Annotated in this window: 17 protein-coding genes; 2 read left to right on the top strand and 15 right to left on the bottom strand. The window is 36.3% G+C overall.

The genetic code is table 11. The features are described from left to right. The 15 genes from CKF59_RS03190 to CKF59_RS03120 all read right to left on the bottom strand — a co-directional run. A partial coding sequence (locus CKF59_RS03190) for a two-partner secretion domain-containing protein (RefSeq protein ID WP_119534538.1) occupies window positions 1-1,349 on the bottom strand: 1,349 nt, incomplete at its 3' end. 3,001 nt (window positions 1,350-4,350) lie between these two features. After that, window positions 4,351-5,082, bottom strand: a complete 732-nt coding sequence (locus tag CKF59_RS03185) for an antibiotic biosynthesis monooxygenase (RefSeq protein WP_222985544.1) — start codon at window positions 5,080-5,082, stop codon at window positions 4,351-4,353. A 288-nt stretch (window positions 5,083-5,370) separates the two neighbouring features. Continuing rightward, the gene (locus CKF59_RS03180) at window positions 5,371-6,528 is read right to left on the bottom strand and encodes an iron-containing alcohol dehydrogenase (RefSeq protein ID WP_119534536.1); all 1,158 of its coding nucleotides are present in this window, start codon (window positions 6,526-6,528) and stop codon (window positions 5,371-5,373) included. Between the two features lie 148 nt (window positions 6,529-6,676). Further along, window positions 6,677-7,621, bottom strand: coding sequence for an antibiotic biosynthesis monooxygenase (locus tag CKF59_RS03175; RefSeq protein WP_147397103.1), 945 nt, complete (start codon window positions 7,619-7,621; stop codon window positions 6,677-6,679). A gap of 259 nt (window positions 7,622-7,880) precedes the next feature. Then, the gene (locus CKF59_RS03170) at window positions 7,881-8,891 is read right to left on the bottom strand and encodes a TraU family protein (protein ID WP_119534534.1); all 1,011 of its coding nucleotides are present in this window, start codon (window positions 8,889-8,891) and stop codon (window positions 7,881-7,883) included. Continuing rightward, a complete protein-coding gene (locus CKF59_RS03165) occupies window positions 8,888-10,285 on the bottom strand; it encodes a TrbC family F-type conjugative pilus assembly protein (RefSeq protein WP_119534533.1) in 1,398 nt (465 codons plus the stop codon). Before CKF59_RS03165 ends, CKF59_RS03170 begins: the two co-directional genes overlap by 4 nt. 7 nt (window positions 10,286-10,292) lie before the next feature. Further along, entirely contained in the window at window positions 10,293-11,870 is a 1,578-nt protein-coding gene (locus tag CKF59_RS03160) for a hypothetical protein (RefSeq protein ID WP_119534532.1), read from the bottom strand. A 39-nt stretch (window positions 11,871-11,909) separates the two neighbouring features. Beyond that, window positions 11,910-12,746 carry a S26 family signal peptidase gene (locus CKF59_RS03155; RefSeq protein ID WP_119534531.1) on the bottom strand — a complete coding sequence of 279 codons (837 nt, stop codon included), beginning with the start codon at window positions 12,744-12,746 and terminating at the stop codon, window positions 11,910-11,912. Next, window positions 12,727-13,536: a hypothetical protein gene (locus CKF59_RS03150; RefSeq protein WP_147397102.1), complete on the bottom strand. Its 810-nt coding sequence runs from the start codon at window positions 13,534-13,536 to the stop codon at window positions 12,727-12,729. Before CKF59_RS03150 ends, CKF59_RS03155 begins: the two co-directional genes overlap by 20 nt. A gap of 50 nt (window positions 13,537-13,586) precedes the next feature. Then, the gene (locus CKF59_RS03145; RefSeq protein WP_222985542.1) at window positions 13,587-14,147 is read right to left on the bottom strand and encodes a type IV conjugative transfer system protein TraE; all 561 of its coding nucleotides are present in this window, start codon (window positions 14,145-14,147) and stop codon (window positions 13,587-13,589) included. Further along, window positions 14,137-14,439 (bottom strand): type IV conjugative transfer system protein TraL, encoded by a 303-nt coding sequence (locus tag CKF59_RS03140; RefSeq protein WP_222985540.1) that lies wholly within the window; start codon window positions 14,437-14,439, stop codon window positions 14,137-14,139. Before CKF59_RS03140 ends, CKF59_RS03145 begins: the two co-directional genes overlap by 11 nt. After that, window positions 14,426-16,993 carry a TraC family protein gene (locus CKF59_RS03135; protein ID WP_119534527.1) on the bottom strand — a complete coding sequence of 856 codons (2,568 nt, stop codon included), beginning with the start codon at window positions 16,991-16,993 and terminating at the stop codon, window positions 14,426-14,428. Before CKF59_RS03135 ends, CKF59_RS03140 begins: the two co-directional genes overlap by 14 nt. Window positions 16,994-17,547: 554 nt before the next feature. After that, complete coding sequence (gene traA, locus CKF59_RS03130) at window positions 17,548-17,931, bottom strand: TraA family conjugative transfer protein (RefSeq protein ID WP_119534526.1); 384 nt, start codon at window positions 17,929-17,931, stop codon at window positions 17,548-17,550. 61 nt (window positions 17,932-17,992) lie between these two features. After that, window positions 17,993-18,295, bottom strand: a complete 303-nt coding sequence (locus tag CKF59_RS03125) for a hypothetical protein (protein ID WP_119534525.1) — start codon at window positions 18,293-18,295, stop codon at window positions 17,993-17,995. Between the two features lie 4 nt (window positions 18,296-18,299). Continuing rightward, the gene (locus tag CKF59_RS03120; protein WP_119534524.1) at window positions 18,300-19,685 is read right to left on the bottom strand and encodes a TraB/VirB10 family protein; all 1,386 of its coding nucleotides are present in this window, start codon (window positions 19,683-19,685) and stop codon (window positions 18,300-18,302) included. Between the two features lie 1,394 nt (window positions 19,686-21,079). Between CKF59_RS03120 and yhdJ the strand changes: the two genes are divergently transcribed. Together yhdJ and CKF59_RS03110 are read left to right on the top strand one after the other, a co-directional pair. Further along, on the top strand, window positions 21,080-21,871 hold the full coding sequence (gene yhdJ, locus CKF59_RS03115; RefSeq protein ID WP_119534523.1) for an adenine-specific DNA-methyltransferase: 792 nt from the start codon (window positions 21,080-21,082) through the stop codon (window positions 21,869-21,871). 198 nt (window positions 21,872-22,069) lie between these two features. Then, window positions 22,070-23,074: a DNA cytosine methyltransferase gene (locus CKF59_RS03110; RefSeq protein ID WP_222985538.1), complete on the top strand. Its 1,005-nt coding sequence runs from the start codon at window positions 22,070-22,072 to the stop codon at window positions 23,072-23,074. The last annotated feature ends 108 nt before the right edge of the window (window positions 23,075-23,182 follow it).

The following is a 23,182-nucleotide window of genomic DNA, read 5'->3' as shown; positions in this document are numbered from 1 at the left end:
AATCCCCCATCCCCATAGACAGATTTGGCATAAAAAGTTCCGTCAAAATAGGCAATATTACCCCATGCAATCGCCGTTCCTGCATCTCCCTCAGTACCAGAAACATCAACTACCGCTTCGGTTTGCATAATGGTTTTAGTAGCAAGTTTTTTCTCCCCTTTCCCTGAGAGATCTCCCCCAATAAAAACTTCACCACCTTGGTTGCCACTCGCATTTACAACCGCATTATTCTCTAAAGCAACAACATCACCTAATAAATTTACTGATCCTGCTTTGCCGGTTTCATTTGCAGTCATAATTGTGCCGTTCACTACCACTAAACCTGATTGACAAGTGTAGTTAGCAGTTAACATAGCATCGTTATAACTGGTATCTTGTACAAGTTCTGATTCACTCGCACCATAAAGTACTACTTCTCCTGAAGCGGTAATGGTTGCCTTACGAGCTGAATCTTGGCTGGAAATTACATCCGCAAATTGTTCAGCCGTGGTATAGCCGGTAGCAACTTTATTGGCTAAAAGGTAAGTTCTTTTTGAAACAATTTCTCCTAGGTTTACCGCTTTATTGTCAGCGGTAACTTTGTAAGAAATTAACGGGTTTTCAAGGTCTTGAATGGTAATTGAATGCCCTGCTAGTAAGTACACTGTACCGTTTTTCGCTTCAAGAGTTCCCGAGTTAACTACTTGTCCCCCTACTAAAGCTAAGATACCGTCATCATTTACTTTGATTAAACCTTGGTTAAGAACTTGAGCAATGGCTTTGTCTTTATCTTGATTAAAGACATAGTTACCCTGGATAAAGTCCTCATTGCTAATATCGAGAGTTGAAGCAACTAAACTTGCCACATTAACTTGGGCAGTTGCTCCAAAGACGATCCCCGCAGGGTTAACAATAAAAACTTTACCATTAGATTGTAATTGCCCAAGAATTTGTGACACGCTTCCGCCCAGCACGCGGTTGAGCACGGCTGAATTAGAAGATTCTTGGATAAATTTTACGATTTCATTATGATTAATGTTGAATTTGTTCCATTCAAGAATCGCATTGTGGCTATTACTAATTGTGGTTACTAAGCCATTAGTAACTATATCAACTTGCCCGTTGATAATTTTCATGCCACTACGTGGATCTTCAGCGTAAGCAATGCCTGCACCTAAGGTACTTACTGGGACTAAAAGACTACTTAACAGTCGATTGATTTTCGTAAAACCAAACTGTTTACTTGTAGTAACCTCAGATGTAACTTCTACTTGCTTCACTGAACCGGTAACACAACTAGTTGCGAGTTCAGAAACAGCGTCGAGGGAAAGAGTATGACGGTTGAATTTTAGTTTATATATTTTATTCATAATAATCTGTTATTACTTAGAAACTAACAAATTACTACTACTTTCTTGTAAGATAAATTAACGTGGAAAAAGAAGAGAAGGGAGGGAAGAAAAGATACCTTAACAATCTAAGGTTTTGTAAATAAAAAGTTGAAGGAAAATAGTAAAAATAGTTCAACTGTCCTCGTAAGTTTCCTTACCAAGACAGTTGCCAAATCTTTAATTACAAACTAAAAAAACAATACTTTACAAACTAAATTTATTGATTATAAATTCGATAAAAGCCTCTAACCTCTATTATCATTTGATAATAAATGTGCTTAATCAAACTTAACTTTTTATAAGTTTACACTTAATTTTTTATAAGTTTATACTTCACTTTTGGTTACTGAGGCAAGATTACAAATTTCCATGCCATTGGGAATTTGTAATCTTGCTCACAACAATATAAACTCTTACTTAAAAATTTTAATTACTTATAGTCCAAATGTATTTGTCGGTTATGTTTCGTAACCATTGGGTTCGAGAATTTTTGCCAAAAAATCTCTTACATTAGTATTAGTTTAAGCTTGCTCGAGAGAAATAATCTAAAGCTCTCATCTACCCCTCGGTAAATAAAAGAATTAAACTCTTACTCATGTTCATGATGTAATAAATTACAGAACTATCTCGATAAGTGAGAAATCCACCAATGTAAGTTGTAATGCAAATAAGATGATTACCTTCTACTTTTTAGCTGTACTTTCAAATAATCAATTTCAAATATTCAAAAATATTGCAAAAAACCAAAAGTATCTAAAGCATGTAAACTTACTACATTATGTAAACTTACATTGGTGTCGAAAGAAGTAAAGGTTAAAATTTTAACTTTTACTTAGTATTGCAATACCTCAAGATTTTAACTCAAAAACTAGAAACCTATAATATAAACCAATCAAATAAAATCCATCTCAAATAAAAACCATCACTGTTTCTCAATATCTTAAACTTTGAGGACTAGATTGAACTTTTATCACCTTTAATAAAATCCTCTATATAACATTATCTAAAATCAAAGTAAAATCCTATCTTAATTTTAAATATAGTTCAATATAGCCCTCATCTTAAATTTCGTTTAAGTTGAGAAGAGGTAGCTAGTCTAGAGAGAAGCATTCAATCTCTAGTTGTAAACAATCCTATCTAATTTACCTCTAACTACCCTAATAACATATATTATGTTTTGGCATTGTTGAGTTTGCCTCTACATTCCAAAACTTCGGTAAAGTTTATTGAGTTGTTAATCTCGAGCTTCAACAGCTCTCGATTTACAATGACCTAAGTGTTTATTTAGTAAATTTTGGATAAAAGTTAAAACGCCAACAAACTTTTATCTCAAAGAACAAAATAATCGCCAGTTATAAAGTTCTAAATTTTACCTTGTTTTACCGCTTTGTTAATTTTTAAACTCTAGATCCAATCAAACTTTAGATTTAAATTTTAACTAAAATCGGTAAAATCTTTACTTATTCAGTTTTGCCTCACTGTGCTTCCTAGCAAAGAAGCTATTTACTATCTACTCTAATGTGAAAAATAAGCTTAGAAAAAACTCTCTAAATCATTATTTTTCAATCTTTTATCTACAAGTATTTAGTAACAAGTAACAAAAGGAAACAAAGAAAAAAATTAAAAAAATCCTCATGTTAAATTACATAATTACAAGCTAAGAGAAACATCTATTAAAACTCTAATAAAACAAACTTAACTGAAAGTTTTACTAAAGTTGTTAAAAGTTTGTTTCTAAATTTTGCCACTGTTATTTACTTCAAAACAAAAAACTAATGTTATTTTGCTTTAAAAAGTCATTCAAAATTGCGCTTTAAACAATCTTGAATCCAAAAAAGAGTAGTATAAATTTATGCCAAATGTAAATTTCTTTATCCGCAATTTTTGTAGATAATTTCTACAAAATTTAAGAGTTCTTTAGAGAAATAATACTTACTTCTATTATACTATTTACAGGGTATCTTTTTCATTCTTTATACTGAGAAAACCGAGATTTAACTCTAATACATTTAGACCTAACAAAGAACCAATACTCTTGAATTGAACCTTATTGATTACAATTTTTTCACAGCCATCTCCCTCTATAGTTTGGTAAATACTACTAAAGCCAATTTTTCTTTCTTAAAATAAAAATGCAAATCCGAAACTCTTCTCTTAGTTCACTATTTTTAGACCCCTAAAAAGTAAGAGAATAAAGAAGATTTACATTTACTCCTGTATAAAGGCTTCCTATTTTTTCTTTGCCTTAAAATTACTTTTACCTATCAATAAGTAAAGATTTTTATTTTTATCAGTTATTACGACTCAAACTTACATTCTCAATTTTTATCAAAAATCGATCTCAAACACACCTCATTTTTATCAACTATGATCAAACCTATAAATAAATTTTTTTCATAGAAATAGCTACCCCCCCCCATTCCCACACTACTTTTAGGGTCTTTATGACTTTTTTTACTATTTTCTCTTACCATTTTCTAATTTTTTAAATTAAATTTTATGAAGATTAAATAAACTTCTCCCTCTCAAAAATAATTTCTTTGCTAAATAAAACTGACAAAAAATCTAAATTTTGTACCTAAAACCTTTTAAAAACTTAAATTTTTTTCAATTTTGCTCTCAAAAGAGCAAAATTGAGCAATTTTTATCAACATTAGTATTAAGTTATTTCATATCTTATTACTTAATTAATTTCAGCTGATCTAAGTACATAACAACTATAAAATTAATCCCAAACATTAATCCCAGAAAAGTGTAAATCTATCTCCTTGATTCTCATTAAAAGTTTTAGCTATTCATAAATAATATAAATTCAATTATCAATGCCACAGTAGTTATAGCTATACCTAGAGATAACTTTATATAAAGAAAAAGTCCTCTAAACTTTATAACTAAAGTTCAAAGGACTTTTACAAAAATTTAACTCCCTTGGCTATACCAAGAGAGTTTGATTCATATAAATTAACCAGTAATTTGAAGATTAATCACGAATCTTCTCTACAAACGGAGTCGAGTCTTCTAAACTATTGTAACTAAAGTTACCTTTAACAAGTATTTGTTCGCCCTGTACGGGAATTACCGTTGTTTGTTCTAACATTGGACTAGCTTTAGCAACAAAAGCTTGCCAACTAGTGCTTTGTTGCCATTGCTCATAAGCTTGGAGATCAGCAAATACTTGTACCAAATACCAAGCTCGAGGATTATCTAAACGATTAGCCGCATAAACTAGCAGAGGTTTGGATTCTGCGGTTTCTAACTCCAAGAGTAAACCATCTCTAAACTCAGTTAAATAAGGAGTAGCTACTTGATAATAACTATAAGCTACATAAGGATTGCTAATCTCTTGTCCTTGCGTAACTATATATTGTGGAGCTAATTTAATCGTTTGTTTATTGGTAAGTAAACTTGGAGCTTGGGCTTGAAATTCTTGATATTCACTATGTTCTAGATAAGCTTGGTAAGCTTCAAGATTGGGATAAACTTCAAACTGTAAAACTAAATTTGGCTCTTGGTTTGCTTGTAAAGTTAAAATCGCTAGAGCATTTTCTTGCGTAACCGCTTGCTCAGTTAAATAATTATTTACCTGTTGCCAGTTAATTAAAGCTCCCTCTTGCAGGCTAATCTCATTGAGGACAAAATATGGACGCTGTGCATTAGAGGTTGCTTGCCCCTGATTTGCTCCTAAGCAAACGAGGAGGAAAAAAGTTAACACTATTCTCATCGATGATCTCAAAATATTATGTTCTAATTATTATAGCAATGATCAGAAAAATATAAATAACAAAAAAGATTCCCCTTGCAAAAGGGAAATCTTTTTTGTGGTGATTTTTTTAAATACAAGCAAAAAAAGATTGCTTCATTTAAGCTAAGAGTAGCTCATTAATACAAAGCCAAGCTTGCTTAAAACTAAACTAAACTTGAATTAGCTCCAAGCAAAATTAATTAACTCAACTCTAAGCAAAATTCATTGGTCTTGGCATATATTAACCTCAAACTCTCTTTAACTATTTTTTCCTTGAGCTCGCTCAAAAATCTCTTTTAAATTCGCATAAGAGTAAATTTCTTCTGCTTGCCATTCACAGGCATAAGCATAGGCTACTTCTACTAATTTAGTAAACTCTGCTTCTACTAACTGTGGCAGTTGGGTTGGTAGATTAAACTTTTCAAACCAAATTTTGAGCATTTCAATGCCCATAATTGCTTCAGACTCACCAAAAATCTCTTGAGCAAAACGTTCAAATTGAGGTTCTTTGTAGTCCTTCCACCAGTCCATCCAGCCAGGGACAACCATAGTTAAGCATTCTGCAAAAGGTAAGCCAAGAACTTCATTTACCGCAAATGCTAACATAAAGTTTGGCATGAGACGATCTTCGACTCCAAAATTGGTAATTCCATTTGCAGTTAACACTGAAGCCCAAGCATACTCACTATGCGCTCGTAGATTGTAAGGATCTTCGATTAAAGTTTGGGCTGTACGCATAATCGTACGTATATTATTTTCCACAATTGAATCCGTAAACTCAGGATGATCTCCAGCGGTTAAATAACCTTCAAGAGAAAAAACAATTGAACTAATAGTACTACGGATTAAAATTGCTTGCGGAATACTTACTTGTAATTTCGGATTAATAATCGCTAATTGCGGAATTAAAGCTTCTCCCTCAAACACATATTTATCCTTGAACTGCGGACCTGAAATTACTGCAAGATTATTCATTACAGATCCCTTGCTCGTAAAAGTCATTACCGCAAAAATTGGTAAAGCTTTGGTAATTTGCTGTTGCTCGTCATTAGCATAACTTAAAAAGTCTTCCTCAGTACAGCTCGCAAAGGCAATAACTTTACCGTAATCTAATACCGAAGTTCCGCCTATAGTTACAATACAATCTACCTCTTGGCTCTTCACAAGATTAACCGCAGCTTGCACTTTGGTTAAATCTGAAGCAAACTCTAAGCCACCAAAATCTACATTAGCTATACCTTGGGCAGTCAAGCTCTCGACTACCTGAGCATAAGTTTGATCTTCTTTAATTCTTTCCGAACCGTAAACAATTAAAGCTTTGCGTACTGCATATTTTTGCAGATATTGCCCAATTTGGGTTTCTTTACCTTCACCTACTTCAATACGAGTAGGACTATAATATGAAAAATTATACATGCTAAGTTAGTTTCTCTCGATGAACCTCAACCATAACCTCCCGTTATTGTCAGAGGCAAAATTATTCTACATATAAATAACTTATTATAAAGCAAAGAATTTAAAGCAAGAGTTTTTTCTTAAACAAAAATTTACCCCTCAAATTAAATCACTGTACTTTCGGTAAAGCTTGAATATAAGGTTGATCCATTACTCCTGCAGTCATCATAAAAATTGGTTGTACCACAATTAAATGATTGCGGGTTAATAAAGTTTGTACCTGCTGCTTAAACTCAGCTGCCAGCTGACTTTGCTGATAAGCAAGATATCCCGACTGATCTTTAAACACCAAAAATAAATACCAGTTTTGGGGATGATCCTGATCTTTGGCAGCATAGATTACCAATAAATCTTTAGCCTCATTTCTCAAGCTCTCTAAATAACTAGTAAGCTGTTGCTTAAATTGATCTCCTTGCTCTTGTTTCACCACAAAATTATAGATTAGCGCTTGATTCTCAAGCGTTTGTACAAACTCTTGATCCCAAATGAACTCGGGCTCTAAGGCTACTTGAGTTAATGGAGCTTGTTCTCCCTCTTGCACACTTTGCGTAAAGAGTTGATGCTCAGGAGAAGCTTGCTGTTCTCGCAAGGCTTCTTGCTCTCGATAGAGCTCGAGCATATAAACTAAATTAGGTTGCTCTTGAGCATTGAGAGCAAGCATAGATAAAACTCCCGGTTGTTCATAGACCGAGGTACTGATATTGTAAGTTGCAACCTCAGCAAAGTCTTCGAGCTTGTCTGCTTGTAAATTATAAATGGAAAAATTAATTACCGGAGCTGTTCTCATATAAGCCGACTGCAAATACTGGACAAGCTTGGGCGTTAAAGCCTCCAAGGTTAAATTTGCCTCTTGCTTTTGCGGGATCTCTATAGTTGTGAATTGACTTGAGGCTTGAGTTTCACTTGGCTCTTGAGAGGTAACTTGCATTTGCCTTACCTCTTGCTTACTTTCAATCCCGACTTGACTATAAGCCGTTCCCCAAAACAAGCTCCCCAAGAAGACAGCTAACCCCGCTTTTGCTCCTTGGCTAAAGCTAAATTTCTTCTTCGACACTAGTTGTACCTTTCCTTGCAAGTTCACTTTCCTTCTTACTCTCGATTACTAGCTTGTTCTCAATTACCAGCTTATATAAAGAGCAATGGCAATAAAGTAATAGGACTTGCCTTGGTGTTGTTCCTAAAAATTTGTTTGTTTTCTTTTGGTTATACCTCTAAAAGTCTATTTTCCAAGAAGATAAGCAACAAAAAAAATCTCTAGGAAACACCTAGAGACCAAAAACACCTAGAGATATTTACAAAAATATCCAAGACAATTACTTTAAGAAGAGAGAAGAACAACAATCACGCCAACGCCAAATTACATATACGGCATCTTCGGCTCCCGAAGCCTCTCCCCATAAAAACGGAGACTTACCTATAGGATGCTTAGAGTTTTGAGGCATAGGATAAAGCATAGAGAATCTATACTGCTCGGGAACAAACTTAAAACTTGGTTGTAAACGACACAAAGACTCCTTGCCCATGGTTTGGGGTTCAAAACCTCGGCGATGAGAGCTTGCTAAAGCACGAGTAGCCAATAAAGAAGTAATTCTTGCTCCCGAACCTACACTTACCTCAAAGCCACTTAAGGGATACAAGGTTCCCCAAGTCCCTGCACACCAAAACAAACCATTACTAGTTCTTTGTCCTAAGTTGGCAAGGGTATCAGCACTACAAGTAGCAACAGATGCTCGATTGGAAAATAATTGAGTTTCAGGAAATACCAGCTGGGCGATTTCAGGATAATTCCAACTAGGATCTATTTCCGAAGCATAGAGAATATCTATACTACTAAACTCATTACTAAAGCAAAGATCTCGATTAAACAAACCAAGAATCTGTAATAAGGGAAAAGAATATAAATGGTAATGATAAAAACTAATCCCTTGCCCTAACTCTTGGCTTCCTCGCGTTCCCAATTGTTGCTTACGCCCAATGGAGGTTTTAGTACCATTTAAACTGAGCATACAGCCAGGAGTACGTACTAATTCGACCAAACGTACCGGTTGCCAAAAGCCCAAGGTATAACCTACTCGAGGTAAGTCGGCTTTTTGGCGACAAGCACAACCGGGACTAGATACCGCTCCTGCAGGAATATCTTCCCTTTGCTCTCGCCCCGTAATACTTGCTCCTGCAATTTTTATCGGAAATAAACAATCCCAACAAATATCAGTTAAGAGCTTTGCCGATAACACATTCGCACTATTACAGCTCCCTATAGCTTGAGATTGAGCATGACTCGCACTTATAAGGAACAAAGCTAAACAAAGTAAAGAATACTTCATGATTTACCTCCCAGCAATTGGGCAAAACTTTCAAGGGAAAAATCTATAATTGCCAAGTATCTTCTACCTGTTCCTTGAGGATTTAAACCTTGATTATCGACCCCTAAGCTATTTGTTACTTGACTCTTGCCCTCAAAAGTTTGCCCTAAAGCTGACTTTGAGTTTCTCAATTGTTGCTCTCCTTCAGCCAGTAGCTCCTGAGCTACAAGATCGATTTCTACTAGTTCTCCAAATCTTGCTAACCAACTTTTTTGCTTTAGTTCTTGAACTTGAGCATGAGCCACTCGCGTTAAAGCCGTAGGCTTAAATCTCCGTAACAACTCAGGTAAAGCTAAGTGGAGATTTACGCCTAGTTGCTCTTGCCACCAGGCAAAGCAAGCCTGAGCCTCCAACTGAGCCTGCTTTTGTTCTGCACAACTCAAGCCCGTAAGAATGACCACCCGTGATCCCGCTTGAAAGAACTGGTGTAGTTTTTTCGGATCTTGCTGAGCAAGAAACTTAGCTAAAGGTCGATGCTTGAGGTCAATAAACCACAACTCTAAAGGAAAAGCTTGAGCCGTAGGCAAAAGATAAGGTAATAACACTAAACGTTGTTGCTGACTTAACTCTAAGACTCCTTGCTGGGGAGCAAGAAATTGCTCTTTAGCCTTTTGCATGCTTTGTAAACTCGGCTCGAGCCAAGCACGGGCTGGAGTTAACTCCTGCTCTTGCAAATACTGCTTAAGTTTAGTTTGAGCTTGCTTACGCATCTCCGGTTCACTAATCTTAAACACCTGCCCTTGGCTCACTACCTGAGCTTGCTCTAAAGGCAAGTAATAGCTTCCCGCTCCAAAAGGATGACCGAGTTTTTGGGGAGTTGGTTGCCGAGCTTGCTGTAAGTAGAGTTTTACTCTTTGCTGATAGCCTAAAGCTAAGCGTTGTAAGTTATTCGTGGGCAAAGAGATTTTAGCTTGGAGTTGAGCAAGATCAAGCGAAAGATTACCGTACTGTTCATAAACACTGGTAATTTGCTCTCCTCTTAAACTTCCATGCAAAGTTGTACTTTTGAGGCTTTGGAATAAGACTAATGCTGGAACTTGAGCAAATTTTATACTTCCAAAAGGTCGAGGATCTATACTTATTTCCGGAACCTGCTCGAGTTGATACTGAGCCACAATTCGAGCTACTCTTTGTTGCAACTCCACAATCCCTTGACTCCAGTTTTCATGGAGTACGCCAGGGAATACTAAAGGGATCTTCTGTTCTAGGCTATAACGAAAAATATTGGCCAAACTTTGATCCGGTAAGGATTGCGAGACTAAAATTTGCCAAAAATAGCTAGCCTTGATTTCTTTAGCACTACTTAAACTCACGCCCCAAACCAAGCAAAATCCAAGAATGATTAACTTTTTCATAACCACCTCAGCTTGCTTCTACTTGCCCTTTAATCTCAGCTTTACCGAGCTTAGCTTTATCAGCCACTTTTTTTCTCCGCCAACAAATAAACCCTAAAGCTTTTTTAAAGTAGTACTCCATATGCTCCTTATATTTACTTTTAATCCAGTGAATAAATCCGTAGATTGCCTTTAAATAGGAGTTTTTCCTTAACTTCACCGTAATTATCCGCAAATACAAAAAACACTTTCTAAAGCGCTTATACATAGAAAACTGCAACTTGGCAACTAAGGGTTTAGATTTAATAATCAATTGACTCAGAGTTAATTTAAAGAGATAACTATAAGCCAAGCCTTGCTCAACTCTTCTCTCAAGCCTTCGCGTAAATAAAGCAACAAAGCACTGCAAATAATCAAAACAAGAAAGCTGATGCCAGAAAAAATGCTTGCGAGTTTTTCCTTGTCCGCCAATATGTTGCTGTTGTTGTAAATACTCAGCTTGCAAAAAGAAATTATCTTGTTTTTTCCCCGAGTACTTTTCTTTAAAAGGAGCTACAGGTTTTTTCGGGACGGATTTACTAAGTAAATAAGTAAAAATATCAGCTTGCTTAAGGCTCTTTAAAGCCTTGTCTAGCCTTGCTTTCTCCTCTAACAACACCTCTCGACAAGAAGCTAGCTCTTGTTGCTGTTGCTCTAGCGAAGCTTCATATCTTTTAAAGTGCTCTTCCAAGATAAAAGCTAAAAACTGTTCCTTACTTTCTTGTTGCAATTGTTGATAGAGATAATTTTGTTCAGCACTAAAGTTAAGTAAGATACAACCAATAAAGTAAATAAACTTACGCTCAGGCGACCAAGCCACTAAAATCTCACGTACCTCTTGGGGTTCTTTGCTTTTTTTAGTTGAAGGAGTTTTGCTTTTTTGTTGTTTGTCATTCCAAGCTCCTAAATTGGTTAAAAAGCTCAAATGACTTTGACTCAAAAGAATATGCGTATAATTAATTACCCTTTGTTTAAGCTTGGCACTTTCAAGAGGACTCCCTTTGAGATTCACAAAAAGTTCCAAACACTTTTGGGTAAACTCTTGAGATTGCGCTTTGCTTTGCCTCAAGATTCCAACCTCGGCTAATAAAGATTCGGCTTCGAGTTGATGCACAGCTTCAAGTTGCATGGTCTCTTTAAGACGATGTTGCACCTGTTTAATGTTTTCTTGCCAACAGCTCGCTAAAAAATCTTTGTTCCGGCAATAGCCTAATTGAGGATCTTGAGCTTGAAAGAGAAATAAATGATCTCGACTATAAGCGAGCAAGAGATTAAGCAAGGCTAGAACTTTAGTTTGATCTTGAAAGTGAATTTTGTGATTAGCAAAGAAAGCTTGGACTATACTCTGCTTGGCATCTACCGAGCTATACTTTAGTTCAAGCAGACGACAACTAAGTTCAAGCAATGGAATCAAGATCTGCTCATAGGCATTTAGTTGTTTAACTATTTGGGTATTAAGTTTAATTTCTTGTTGAATAATTTTTAAAGCTTGATTTTTTATTTTTTCCAGTTGGGATCTTTGCTGATCTGCATTTGGTCTATAAGAAATGTGATTTAAGGAAGGCATAATGTCCTCACTTATAGTTTAATTGAGAGCATTTATACCCTAATGGGCATAGAACACTCCTGAGAAAATTAGCTTTGCATTTACTGCTCCAAAATAGAGGCTATCAATACTTTCTAAAGTATCTCCAGCAAACCAATATTGGTCAGCTTGCAAATATAATCTTCGTTTTTGCCACGGAAGTTGCTCAAGAGCTTGGCTTATCTCTAGCGGTAATTCTTTAATAAAAATGCCATTAATAAACAACCCCTCTAAAGTTATATCTACCCAATCAAAGGGATAACCCAAAGCAAATTTGACAAATTTTTGTTGCGAGGGGAGATTTTTAATTAAGCCTTGATTGAAAAAAATATAGAGTTTAGCTTGAGCAAAAGCTGCTCGATTGACTTCCGTAGCGTTTAAAGTAGGTAATAAAAGTTTAGGTAAATAACTTGTGGGTAAACTGGGAGTTGTAGGTCTTTGTGGTTGCAACAAAGTTAAATTTGCACCTCGTTTCCCATAAGCGGTTTGGGGATCTCCTGGACGATAAGGGTTACCAGCAATCAAATAGCTACTTGCTGGTTTTTGTTGTTGTAACCAAAGATTAAGTTGCCTAAAATAGTCAGGGGTATTTTGTAGCTTTTTACTGTAGAGACGCATTTGCTCTTGTTGTGCGGGGGATAAATTTTGATAAGCAAAGCGATAGCTACTTAAACTCCCCTCTGCCTCGATCTTAAGTAAGCGACTTGACCAATAGTATCTATAACTTTGAATCGAAGTCTTTACTTGATTATCTAAAGAAAAGTTTATAAGGTAAGGTAAGAGAAGATAACCACCTAATGCAACCCCTAGGCAAAGCAACAGCTTAACTCCCCAAGCTTTAGTAAGATACTTGTTCAAGAAGCACCACCTTAGCCTTAGCAGCCGGATATAAAGTTGCCTGACTCAAAAGTACGGCCGCCAACACATTAGGTTGAGTACACAAGGAAGCTTGCCACACTAGAGGGGTTCCACTAATGTTTTCGAGCCAAAAGGATTTAATTTGAATCCCTGCATAATAGGGATTTTGTGGTTGAAACTCGCGAATCTTGCTCACTTGTAATTGCCCTTGCCCACAAGTCAACGGAGCATAACTTTGGAGTTTACTCAACTCAAGTAAAGTCAGATTATCTGGACTCAGAGGAACTTGGGTATAAAGAAAATTCTGCTCACTATAGCTCTCGCTCCCCCGAACAAAAACCTTACCCTGTTGGAGTTGCTCCACGCTCGCCCGTAATAAACTTGCTAATTGGGCAAGATAAGTACTACTGCTTAATTGAGTTTGTTGCAGTAGTTGTTGCTCGCGCAAGAGTTGAGGAATGAGAAACTGATAACTTGGAGCTAATTTAAGCTTACGAGGCTCTAAAGTTAAAAGAATAAACCTTTGCGGTTCTTGTTTATCTCTTACAACCAAATTAATGGAGTTCTCACTCGCTGTCGCTAAGAGTAAGTTTGCTCCTCGGGCGAGCATTTGCACTTGGGCGTCAGTAGTATCCACGGTAATTTGTGCAAAAGGAAAACTAAAACTATTTAACTGTCCTAAAGCTATAGGGAGAGGATAGTTATGAGCCAACTTTGCCACTATCAACTGACTACTAGTTTGGATTTGCTTGAGTTCGCTAGCTTTAAATACCAAGGGCTGGCTCGCCATACTCCAAGAGTTTAAACCTAAAAGAAGAAAAAGTAGGGATCTTATCATCATTAATCCTTAGCTAAAGACAGACTTTGCAATTGACGAATTCTCGGCACATAGTCTACTAAATCAAGACGCATGCGAAATTGATGCGGATTTTGCAAGCGATTACCGGCAGCATCTATAATCGTCGCAATACCCTCAACCACTACCTCTTGACTTGTTTCATAAAAGTAAGCTTGAGTAATGACAAAGGTCATATCCATGCGTTTTTCTTTGAGTCTTTGCATATCCGCAACCAGTTGCTTGCGAAACTGGGCATAGTAATCGGGAGCAACATATTGACTAATACTTTCTAACACAAAAAGTCCATTGTCTGCGGTAACATTTCCCAATAAAATTGCCATAGAAGTAGCAAAGCTTACCGCATAGCTCCGCGTCAAACTCTGAGCTTTAAGTTCGAGTTTGTCGTGAGCTACCATGGGTTGGACTATAATCAGGGGTTTGCTGGTAGCCTGCCAATAAATACTCAAAGCCAAACTTATGCCTAAGACCAAGTTAGTTAACAAAAGTAAACTGGTATGACTTTTGAGGCGTTTAACTTGGGTTTGCCATTGCTTAAATTTCATCCTCTCGTCCTCCATAAGTAAACCGTAAAACAAAAGGATTAGGTACACTAAAGGCTTTTAAGGGAAGCAAACCATAGTAGTAAAAGAAGTGTCCGAGGTAATTGGCTTTAAGGCGACGATTATACTTACGTAATAAGTAGCTTAACAAAAATCCCAGTCCTGCCCAAAACCACAGATAACCAAAATAGGCTCCTAAGCTAATCCCACTTAAAATGGGAATGGCTTCAGGCAAAGGCCAAAGTAAAAAATATACCGGTTCATCAATATAACGTGAAAGCTTACGTAAAGGCATGAGCTTCCTCCTGTTTGTAAGCAAGTAAGAGTTCAATCGCTTGCCATAGATCACAAGCATACAACTCTTGTAAGCGATTTAAAGCAGCGAGGTCTACGGCATTGGTAGAATACAAAAGTTGCGTTTTGGCATCGACCATGAGCCGTCCTACTCCCGCTCCATAATCAGTTAACAGAAAAATTTCTGAATAGTGTCCTTTTCTTGTTTTAAGGGAGGTTATTTGCCGAATCGCATGGGCATCTAAAACTAATTTATCCTGATTAAGCAGTTGCTTAATGGTCTCAGCTTTTTGGGCAAGGAGAAAATAATTAGCCGAATTAGTGGCTATGGCTCGTCCAGAAGCGGTAGTATAAAGGTCTTCAATGGATTGGGTAATAGTAACTACAGCTCCATTATATTTGCGGAAACGGCGATAGCCCGTTTCAATAAAATAAGCAATGGTTGGGGAAGCCAAGAGATCCCAAGCCTCATCAATAAACAGTACCTTTTGTTGCTCTTTTGCTCCTTGTACCATTTGTTGATTAACCGCAAAGATTAATTGTAAGAGTACAAGTTGCTGTAAATCCTTACGTCCTGAAAGCTCTTCGAGTTCGAGAACTACTAATCCCGCTTGTCCTTGAGCTAGGTCTTGTAAAAGTTTGGACATATTTCGGGCTTGAGACTTAAAGTAACAGCCATAGGCTCCACGACTAGTAAAGGGATAGATTTGCACCGCAAGATCTTGCAGTCTTTTATCTTCTTGGGTTTGCAAGGCTTGAGCTAAGAGATCTATACTCAACTCTTGACCATGGGTTTCCCACAGATCTTTAATCATTTGCTTAACTGCATTGGCTTGAAACTCACTGAGGAGATCCTTTGGCGAGAGCATGGCTTGAATTAAAGTAAAAACTATATCTGCATCTTGCTCATAATTTTGCATTAAAGAAAAGGGATTGATATTGATATCAGCTTCAACCGTAAACTCGACAAACTCACCACCATAGACTTGAGCAAGCTTTTTATAAGAGCGACCTATATCAATAATCCAACATCTTGCTCCCGTGGCTAAGAGATTGGCTACCATTTCATTGACCAAAAAGGATTTACCCGACCCCGATTGGGCATCAATACACCCATTAAAATTGGTTTGCGAAGCAAACAAATCAAGATTCATAATCTGTCCAGTGCGACTAAGCAAAGGAAGCATAGGCGTTGGACAAGCTTTCCATTCGGCAAACAAGGGTAAACACACGCTCGCCTGGGTCGTACTCATGGTTCTCTCACGTTGTAAAAAACTCCGAGCTTGCTGATCTTGATTTAAAGGTAAGGCATTGAGCAACACCGGTAACTGCACTTGACTTTCATAATCCAACAACCAACCCAAAGTCTGAAAGTAAGATTTTACTTTAACCGCAAAGGCTTGAGCCAAGGCTATTTTACTTCCTACTTGATAAACGGGCGGAGAGACCTGCTTGCGAGGAGGTAAGGCAACTTTAACTTTACGTAAGAATTCACGATCGGCACTCGTTAAAGCTTGACTGAACTCAGTTGAATTTGCACTTGCTCTTAAACTCTCGGCATAGGTAACTTCAGGCGGTAACCAAGCCACCAAAGTCCAAGTTAACTTAACAATCTTATCTCCGTTATTGAGATCATTTAATAACACCTCAAAAGCTTGAGCTGTTTGAGCTAAACGAGGAACAAATCTTGCTAAAGGACCGCTAAGTTGACGTAAGGTATAGTTACGTTTGGTTTCGAGCAAGGTACGACTACTAAGTTGCTTAGCAAAAAAGAGAGTACAAGTTAAAAAGAACTTTTGGGTTAGAGGAGTTATTCCCGTATAGAGATCTCCTAAATAACTCATTGCCTGTCCACAAGCAAATTCTTCAGGAATTTCCAAAGGGGTAAATACTTGTACCAGTTGCTCATCCAGTTCTAAGCAGTTTTTGTAGAGATTTATGCTTTTACTCGTACTTAACACTTGATTAGCCAGCGTTTGCTGAGGATCATAAAAACTAAAACAAGGATCTCTTTGAGCTAACTCTTGGTAGACTTTACTATACAGAAGATTACGCAAGCAAAAAAGATATTCACGATCATTGAGCTTATGTACTCCCCCAAAAATACTTGCCAAAGCCTGTTGAGTTTGAGCTGCATATTGTCCATAATCCGCTAGTAATTCCGGAGTAATAGTTCCCTTATGAGCTAGTTTGAGTCCAACAAGAAGAATATAATTACGGAGGTTGCAAGGAGCTTGACTATCGGAGGACTTTTCTTGCAGATTACGTAAAAACTCTAAACGTCTTGCTGTTTGTTCCTGAGCTTGAGGGCGTAAGCGGGCAAATTCGTTGATATAAGTTTCGAGATTATCATCAGCCACGAGCGTAAAACTCAAAAAACTGTTTTCAGGCAAATCTAACTGTAACATCCCATGAATTTGGCTTTCGAGATCCGAATTTACTCCACACAGAGGTTCACACTGCCATAGATAACCTATATAGCCCGAAGAGCAAATAAAAGCTCCGGTAGCTTCATCATAAGCTTGGACATCTAAATGTTCGGCAAATGCTTGCATACTTGTCCTCAAAAAGAGCTCAAAGCTTGTAATTTGCCTCAAAAAAATGCAAAGCTTGTAACTTCCAATTCTTTAGAGGCGTTACTAAAAAACCTCAGTTCTACCTCGACTCAAGTAAGGGTTACGACACAAAAGACTTCTTAAGCCTCTTGCTAGTATATCTTTCTCGAGATCTTATTGAGACTTTAAGCTAGAGATAGAGCTGACAAATTACAAGCTTGAGCATTCACGGTAGCAAAAAAGTGAGTAACAAAAAATGTATAAAAAATCCTAGGTTACTCACTCAAGAAAAAAGGGCTGGAGATTTTGTATTTTCTCCGAGGAGAGGTAAAAGTATACTCAGAGCTTGTAAAGCTCCTTAAAAACATTTACCTCCCACCTAAATTTAGCTTTTAATTCTTGGCAGCTAAATCAAACAAAGTAAGAGTTAATTACTTTGCTAGATTTATCCTTGCGTAAGTTAAAGACTAACCTTATTTACTAGTAAAACTAACTAAATAAGCACGAGAGAAAATACAAGCTCCAGCATACACGAATAGCTAAAGCTTTAACGCTTATAATTGCCAGAAATCATAAAGTTCTAGGCTTGCTTGACCTTGGGTCGTACCCATAATCGCATCTATAATGGTTGGCGCATTGGCAAAGATAATTGCAGCTCCTAAGCCAATCACCACAGCGGTTAAACTTTGACGCATAATCCCCGCTGCTATACCAATAATAATTGCGAGCAAGGCAATAAACTTACCTAAAGGACCATCAGTCCAAGCAACTAGAGTTTTGTATAAAGGATTAAAAACATCTGCTTTGCCTTGTAATCCCGAACCGCCACCACCTCCTCCAGGAGCAACCGTAGTTTGAGAAACAGCAAGGGCACTCTCATGAGAAAGAAAGTATAGTGAGCAGGCTACAAGAGCAGGATAAATGATTTTTTTATTCATAGGATCTCGGTTATTACATGAAAATTAAAACTTTTATTGCTCCAAATCTTAATTAAAGACCTTAATGAATATAGGGAATTAATAATATCTGACTAGGGTAGACTTGCTCTCCAAGTTTGTAGGGAGCAAACCAAATTTGTAAATATTGTTCGAGGTCAGGACTCGCTGATAACAATACTGGGGTCTGAGAGGTATGCGGAAGTTGACTATAAACTACCGGTTTCGGATTTTGTTGTAAGTAAGTTGAAGCACTTACGCAAGTAACCCCTTGCTCTTGACAATAAAACTGATTATGTCCTATATCTAAAGCAGTACAACTACTCAACAACCCTGCACCTCCTAGCACCAAAATTAGTTTTTTCATAGGATTACTCAATACTTTGCCAAGTTTGTGGATTTAGTTTTTGGGGTTGAGACTGGCTTTGCCCTAAAGGTTCTGCTTGAATCTTCCGTTCGGAAACTCCAAGAGCAATAGGAGCGGTAACGATTAAGTCTACCTTGGTACCAGCCTGTACCTCTATTAACGGAAACATTTTATTAGCTAAACTCAGATAAAAGTTAGCAATCCTATCTAAAGCTCGTGAAGTTCCTTGTAAACTCCCACCTAGTCCTGCATCCCCTAAACTCGGATTAGTTCCGTAATTCGGAATAATCACATTCGGACTAGCAAAGGCTTCACTCACTCCTTGTAAAAATCCTATCGCTAAGCTTTTGGCAATCACTGCTCCTTGTTTACTTACAAGGCGTCCTGCCACCCCTAATTTACCATCTGAGCCTACAGCATAACCTTTGATTTCTCCTTCAAGAATATAACCTTGCTGATTAATGCACGAAAGAGTTTGCAGGCGCATAAAAGCTCGATGGGAACTTATATCTCCATAGGAACTCAAGAGAACAAAGCAGGATTCCAAATCCACTTGATAACTATTGGGTAAAAAATCCAAATTATCTAGTCTCACTAACACTGGATAAGGATCAGCTTTAGCTCCATCAGTGGTCGGAGCGTCAACTCCGGTAACCAAGGTTCCGGTAAATACCGCTCCCGAGGGTATATTTATTAACGAAGCCTCAAGCTCGCTAGTTTCTAGACTGCGAATTTGGAGACTCGGAACTTGAGGTTCGGGAGTAAAACTCGGACTTTGATAAGTGGGAGCTAAGCTATAGTCTGACTCAAAGTCATAAGTCTCAAGATAAGGATCTCCCTCGGGTAAAGAAAAGTCTTTGAGAGGATCAAAACTTTGACTGGCAAAAACATTCTCTTGTTTGATTCCTCCTTGCCATTGCTCGTAATTAAATTGAATTAATCTCTCAAAATCCCGATTGCGCAAATGCGGATAGGTTTGGATAAATTCATAGTAACGAGCACATTGTTCCTCCGGAGTTAATTCTGCTAGTTCTTGCCATAACTCTTGCCATAACTGTAAATCATTAGGAGTTTGAGGTTCACTCGGAGGAGGGAGACTAGCTCTTTGTTGTTCTTTGAGTTGTTGTAATAATTGATTAATTTGTTGTTGCTGAGCTTGGAGTTGCTCTTGTTGTCTATCTAGAGTATTACTCAAAGAGGCAAGCGTAAAATCATCAAGACGTTCAGTATTGAGAACTTTTATTTGCGTTTGCGGAGTGGCTAGTTCTAGTTCAGGTTTACTCGGTTCATATACTACTAGAGTTATAGCTCCTAATACAATCAAGATAGCTCCTGCCAAAACTAGTCTTTGTTTACTTTTGGCACTTAATCCCTGCCATAATTTTTTCATTTTGTCCTTATTAAGGTTAAATACCTTAGATTACTACTCTTAATTCTCACATTGCAAAAGAACCTTGAGTAGATTGTAGGCTAGTTAAGTTTGTTAAGTCAGTATTGTTAAAGTTTTTAATTTTTTAAGTTTTAATTTGCTTTTTTTGTTAGATCCAGTTGATAAAGCTTGAATCTAAACTTAATTTGGAAGTTTGATTTGAGTTGAAACTCTGTTGTTAAACTCGGTATTAAGCTTTCTTTATAAAGCTTTAAGAAATCCCGTTAGGTTTAATAAAGTAAGATTAATTAAAGTGAGGTTTCTTTAAGTGAGATTACTTTAAGTGAGATTACTTTAGAAAGAAAGTAAATCCCTTTTGTAATCTAAACCTAGATTTAAGCTCAATCCTATTTTTAGGTTAAGTAAATCCTTCTTTAAGTTAAATCAGATTAAGTTAGGTTTATGCTCAATCCTCTTTCTTATCCTAACTTCTATGTTTAATCTCGTTAAGTAAAGTTAAATTAATTTAAATCTTGTCAAAATAATCAGTAAATCTTCTCAAAAAAGAGCTAAAGATAAAAATGAGTTCTAGATTCTAGTATTCTCTAAAATCCCAAAAATCTATCAATCTAGAACTCATCAAAATGCTTAGTCATTGCAATTTACAATTTTTTACTCTGACAATTTTTTGTTCTAAAAAATAATTCTTTATAAGAAATAAAATTAATATTTAGTTATGTTTTTATTTTTCTTTCCTATGTCTTTATAGTACAATAAGTATTTTTATTTTGCAGTAAATAATCCGCCGCAAAACGAGGCAAATTAACCTCTTCTTCATATCAAAATTTTACAAATAAATGCTTGCCTAAGCTTAGGCATTTCCTTTCAAAACCCTTTACCTTTTCTATTTGCCATTTAGAAAAATAAGCCCCAATTATCAAGAACTTAGTTTATGGAACTTCATTCTTTTTCTTGCTCTTAGGCATAAAAAAACTTAGTTCTTAGTCACAAAATTTACCTCAAACTATAGCATTATAGGTGTAGGTATCTTTTTCACTTTATACCGAAAAAACCGTAACTTAGCATTTTATAATTTTATTTCAGCGCTCTATATGAACCTATAACCTTACAATATCCTCTATATTTATTCTGTTTATCAAACAATTATTTTTTTAAACTCTCCAAAGTAGACAGATTTTTATTCAAAAAGCCAAAACCTTATTTTGCTTTAATTTTCAAAAACTTAAGCAAAAAGTCAAAAATAGCATTTTTTTAAGCAAAAATTATGCCTTTTTAGGGTAGTTTTGGACTCTAAACCACCCTAAATTAGATAATTCCTCTACTTTCTGAAGCAGATTTAAATAAATTTTTAAATTAATTTCTTAAATTTCTTCCTAGTTTTTTAGAAAAAAACCATGAAAATTTTTAATAATTCCTTAAGCAAAATTTATTTTGCAGATTGCTTAGAAGCTTTAAAACAGATTGAAGATAAGTCTGTAGATCTTATCTTCGCCGATCCTCCATACAACATAGGGAAAAGATTTAGTAAGTTTCACGATTGCTGGGAAACAGAACATGAATATCTAGAATGGTGTTATCAATGGTTAGAGCTGTGTATAAACAAACTCAAAGATCATGGCTCTTTATACGTTATGGCTAGTACTCAAGCCATGCCTTATATAGATATTTGGCTGAGAGAAAGGATGACCATTTTATCTCGAATTATTTGGCACTATGATAGTTCTGGCCTACAAGCGAGAAAATATTATGGTTCTTTATATGAACCTATCCTCTTTGCGGTAAAAAATCCTAAGTCTTATACCTTTAATGCTCAGGATATAGAAGTAGAAGCTAAAACAGGTTCACAAAGAAAACTTATAGATTACCGAAAAAAGACTCCTACCCCCTATAAAAGCACCAAGGTGCTAGGAAATACTTGGTACTTTCCTAGAGTGAGATACCGCATGGCAGAATATGAAAATCATCCCTCACAAAAACCTGAAGCTTTACTCGAACGAATCATTAAAGCAAGTAGCAATCAGGGAGATTTAGTCTTAGATCCTTTTGGCGGGACATTTTCTACGAGTGCAGTAGCTCAAAGATTAGGGAGAAGAAGTATTAGTATTGAATTTCAGGAAGAATATATACAGATTGGCTTAAGAAGACTAGGGATCTCTGATTCTGATATTAATGAACAACAAAGGTAAAACCTACCTTTGATCAAAAAATTTCTTTACTAAGAGAAGAATAAAGAATATCCAAAATCGAAGTTTAGAAAAAGTAAAAGTCAAGGAAATGAAAATATAACGGAAATGCAAAGATACTCTGAAAGGAAGACTTAAAAATTTAAGAAAATCTTAAATTCAAAGAACAATAGGAAACTGAAAATAAACAATAGGAAAAATATGAATAAAAATCTTAAGTTTATAGATTTATTTGCGGGGATTGGAGGCTTTAGACTTGCTCTTGAAAGCATAGGAGCAAAATGTGTCTTTAGTTGTGAAATAGATCCTCATGCCATTGCCATGTATCAGGCTAATTTTAAAGAAGATCCTAAAGGAGATATTACTCAACTCGACCCTAGCACCTTACCTGATTTTGATATCTTATGTGCAGGCTTTCCTTGCCAAGCTTTTTCGATTAGTGGAAAGCAACGAGGCTTTGAAGATAGTCGAGGTACTTTATTCTTTGATATCTGTAGAATCTTAGAGGAAAAGCAACCTACCGCTTTTATCTTAGAAAACGTAAAGAACCTTGAAAAACATGATAAGGGTAATACCATGTCGATTATCCTTAAGAGCTTAAAGGAACTAGGCTATTCGGTTTCTTATCAAGTTCTTAATGCAAAAGATTTTGGTGTCCCTCAGAACCGAGAAAGAGTAATCATAGTTGGACATAAAGGGGGAAAGATCTTTGACTTTAGTCAAGTACAAAATAATCCAGTAGACTCCATGAATAATTTCCTTGAACCCCAAGGTGATTTTGAGTACTTAGAAGAGAGTGAATATACCCTACTTGCAAAAGAACAAATCAAAGTACAAAAGTCAGGACTAATTTTCTGTGGTTATCGCAATAAGAATATCCGTAAAATCGGAGTAAAAGCTGAAACCAAACATCTCTCCCGAGTTCATAAACAACCAAACCGTATTTACTCAGCTAAGGGAATCCATCCAACTCTTGCTTCTCAAGAACAAAGTGGCAGATATTTTATTTATGTTAATGGTAAAGTAAGAAAGCTAACTCTGAATGAATGCTATAAGTTTATGGGGTTTCCTGATGATTTTATAAAAGTTGGAGCTAAAGGTAAATTATATGAACGCATTGGCAATAGCGTTTGTGTTCCTATGATTAGGAATATTGCTCAAGAAGTAAGCAAACAGTTTTGGAATCAAGAACTCTTCTCTAGGTAATTAAAATCTTTATCCTGCAGTTTAAAGATTTAACTTGCAACTTTTCTCATCTAGATTACTGCTAAAAAAATCCCCACCCTTGAGGTTAATAACCTCAAGGGTGGGGAT

Source organism: Psittacicella gerlachiana, from assembly GCF_003585965.1.
In the GTDB taxonomy this organism is placed as follows: domain Bacteria; phylum Pseudomonadota; class Gammaproteobacteria; order Enterobacterales; family Psittacicellaceae; genus Psittacicella; species Psittacicella gerlachiana.
The sequence above is the reverse complement of the archived record's forward strand: the minus strand, read 5'-3'. Positions and strand labels throughout refer to the sequence as shown.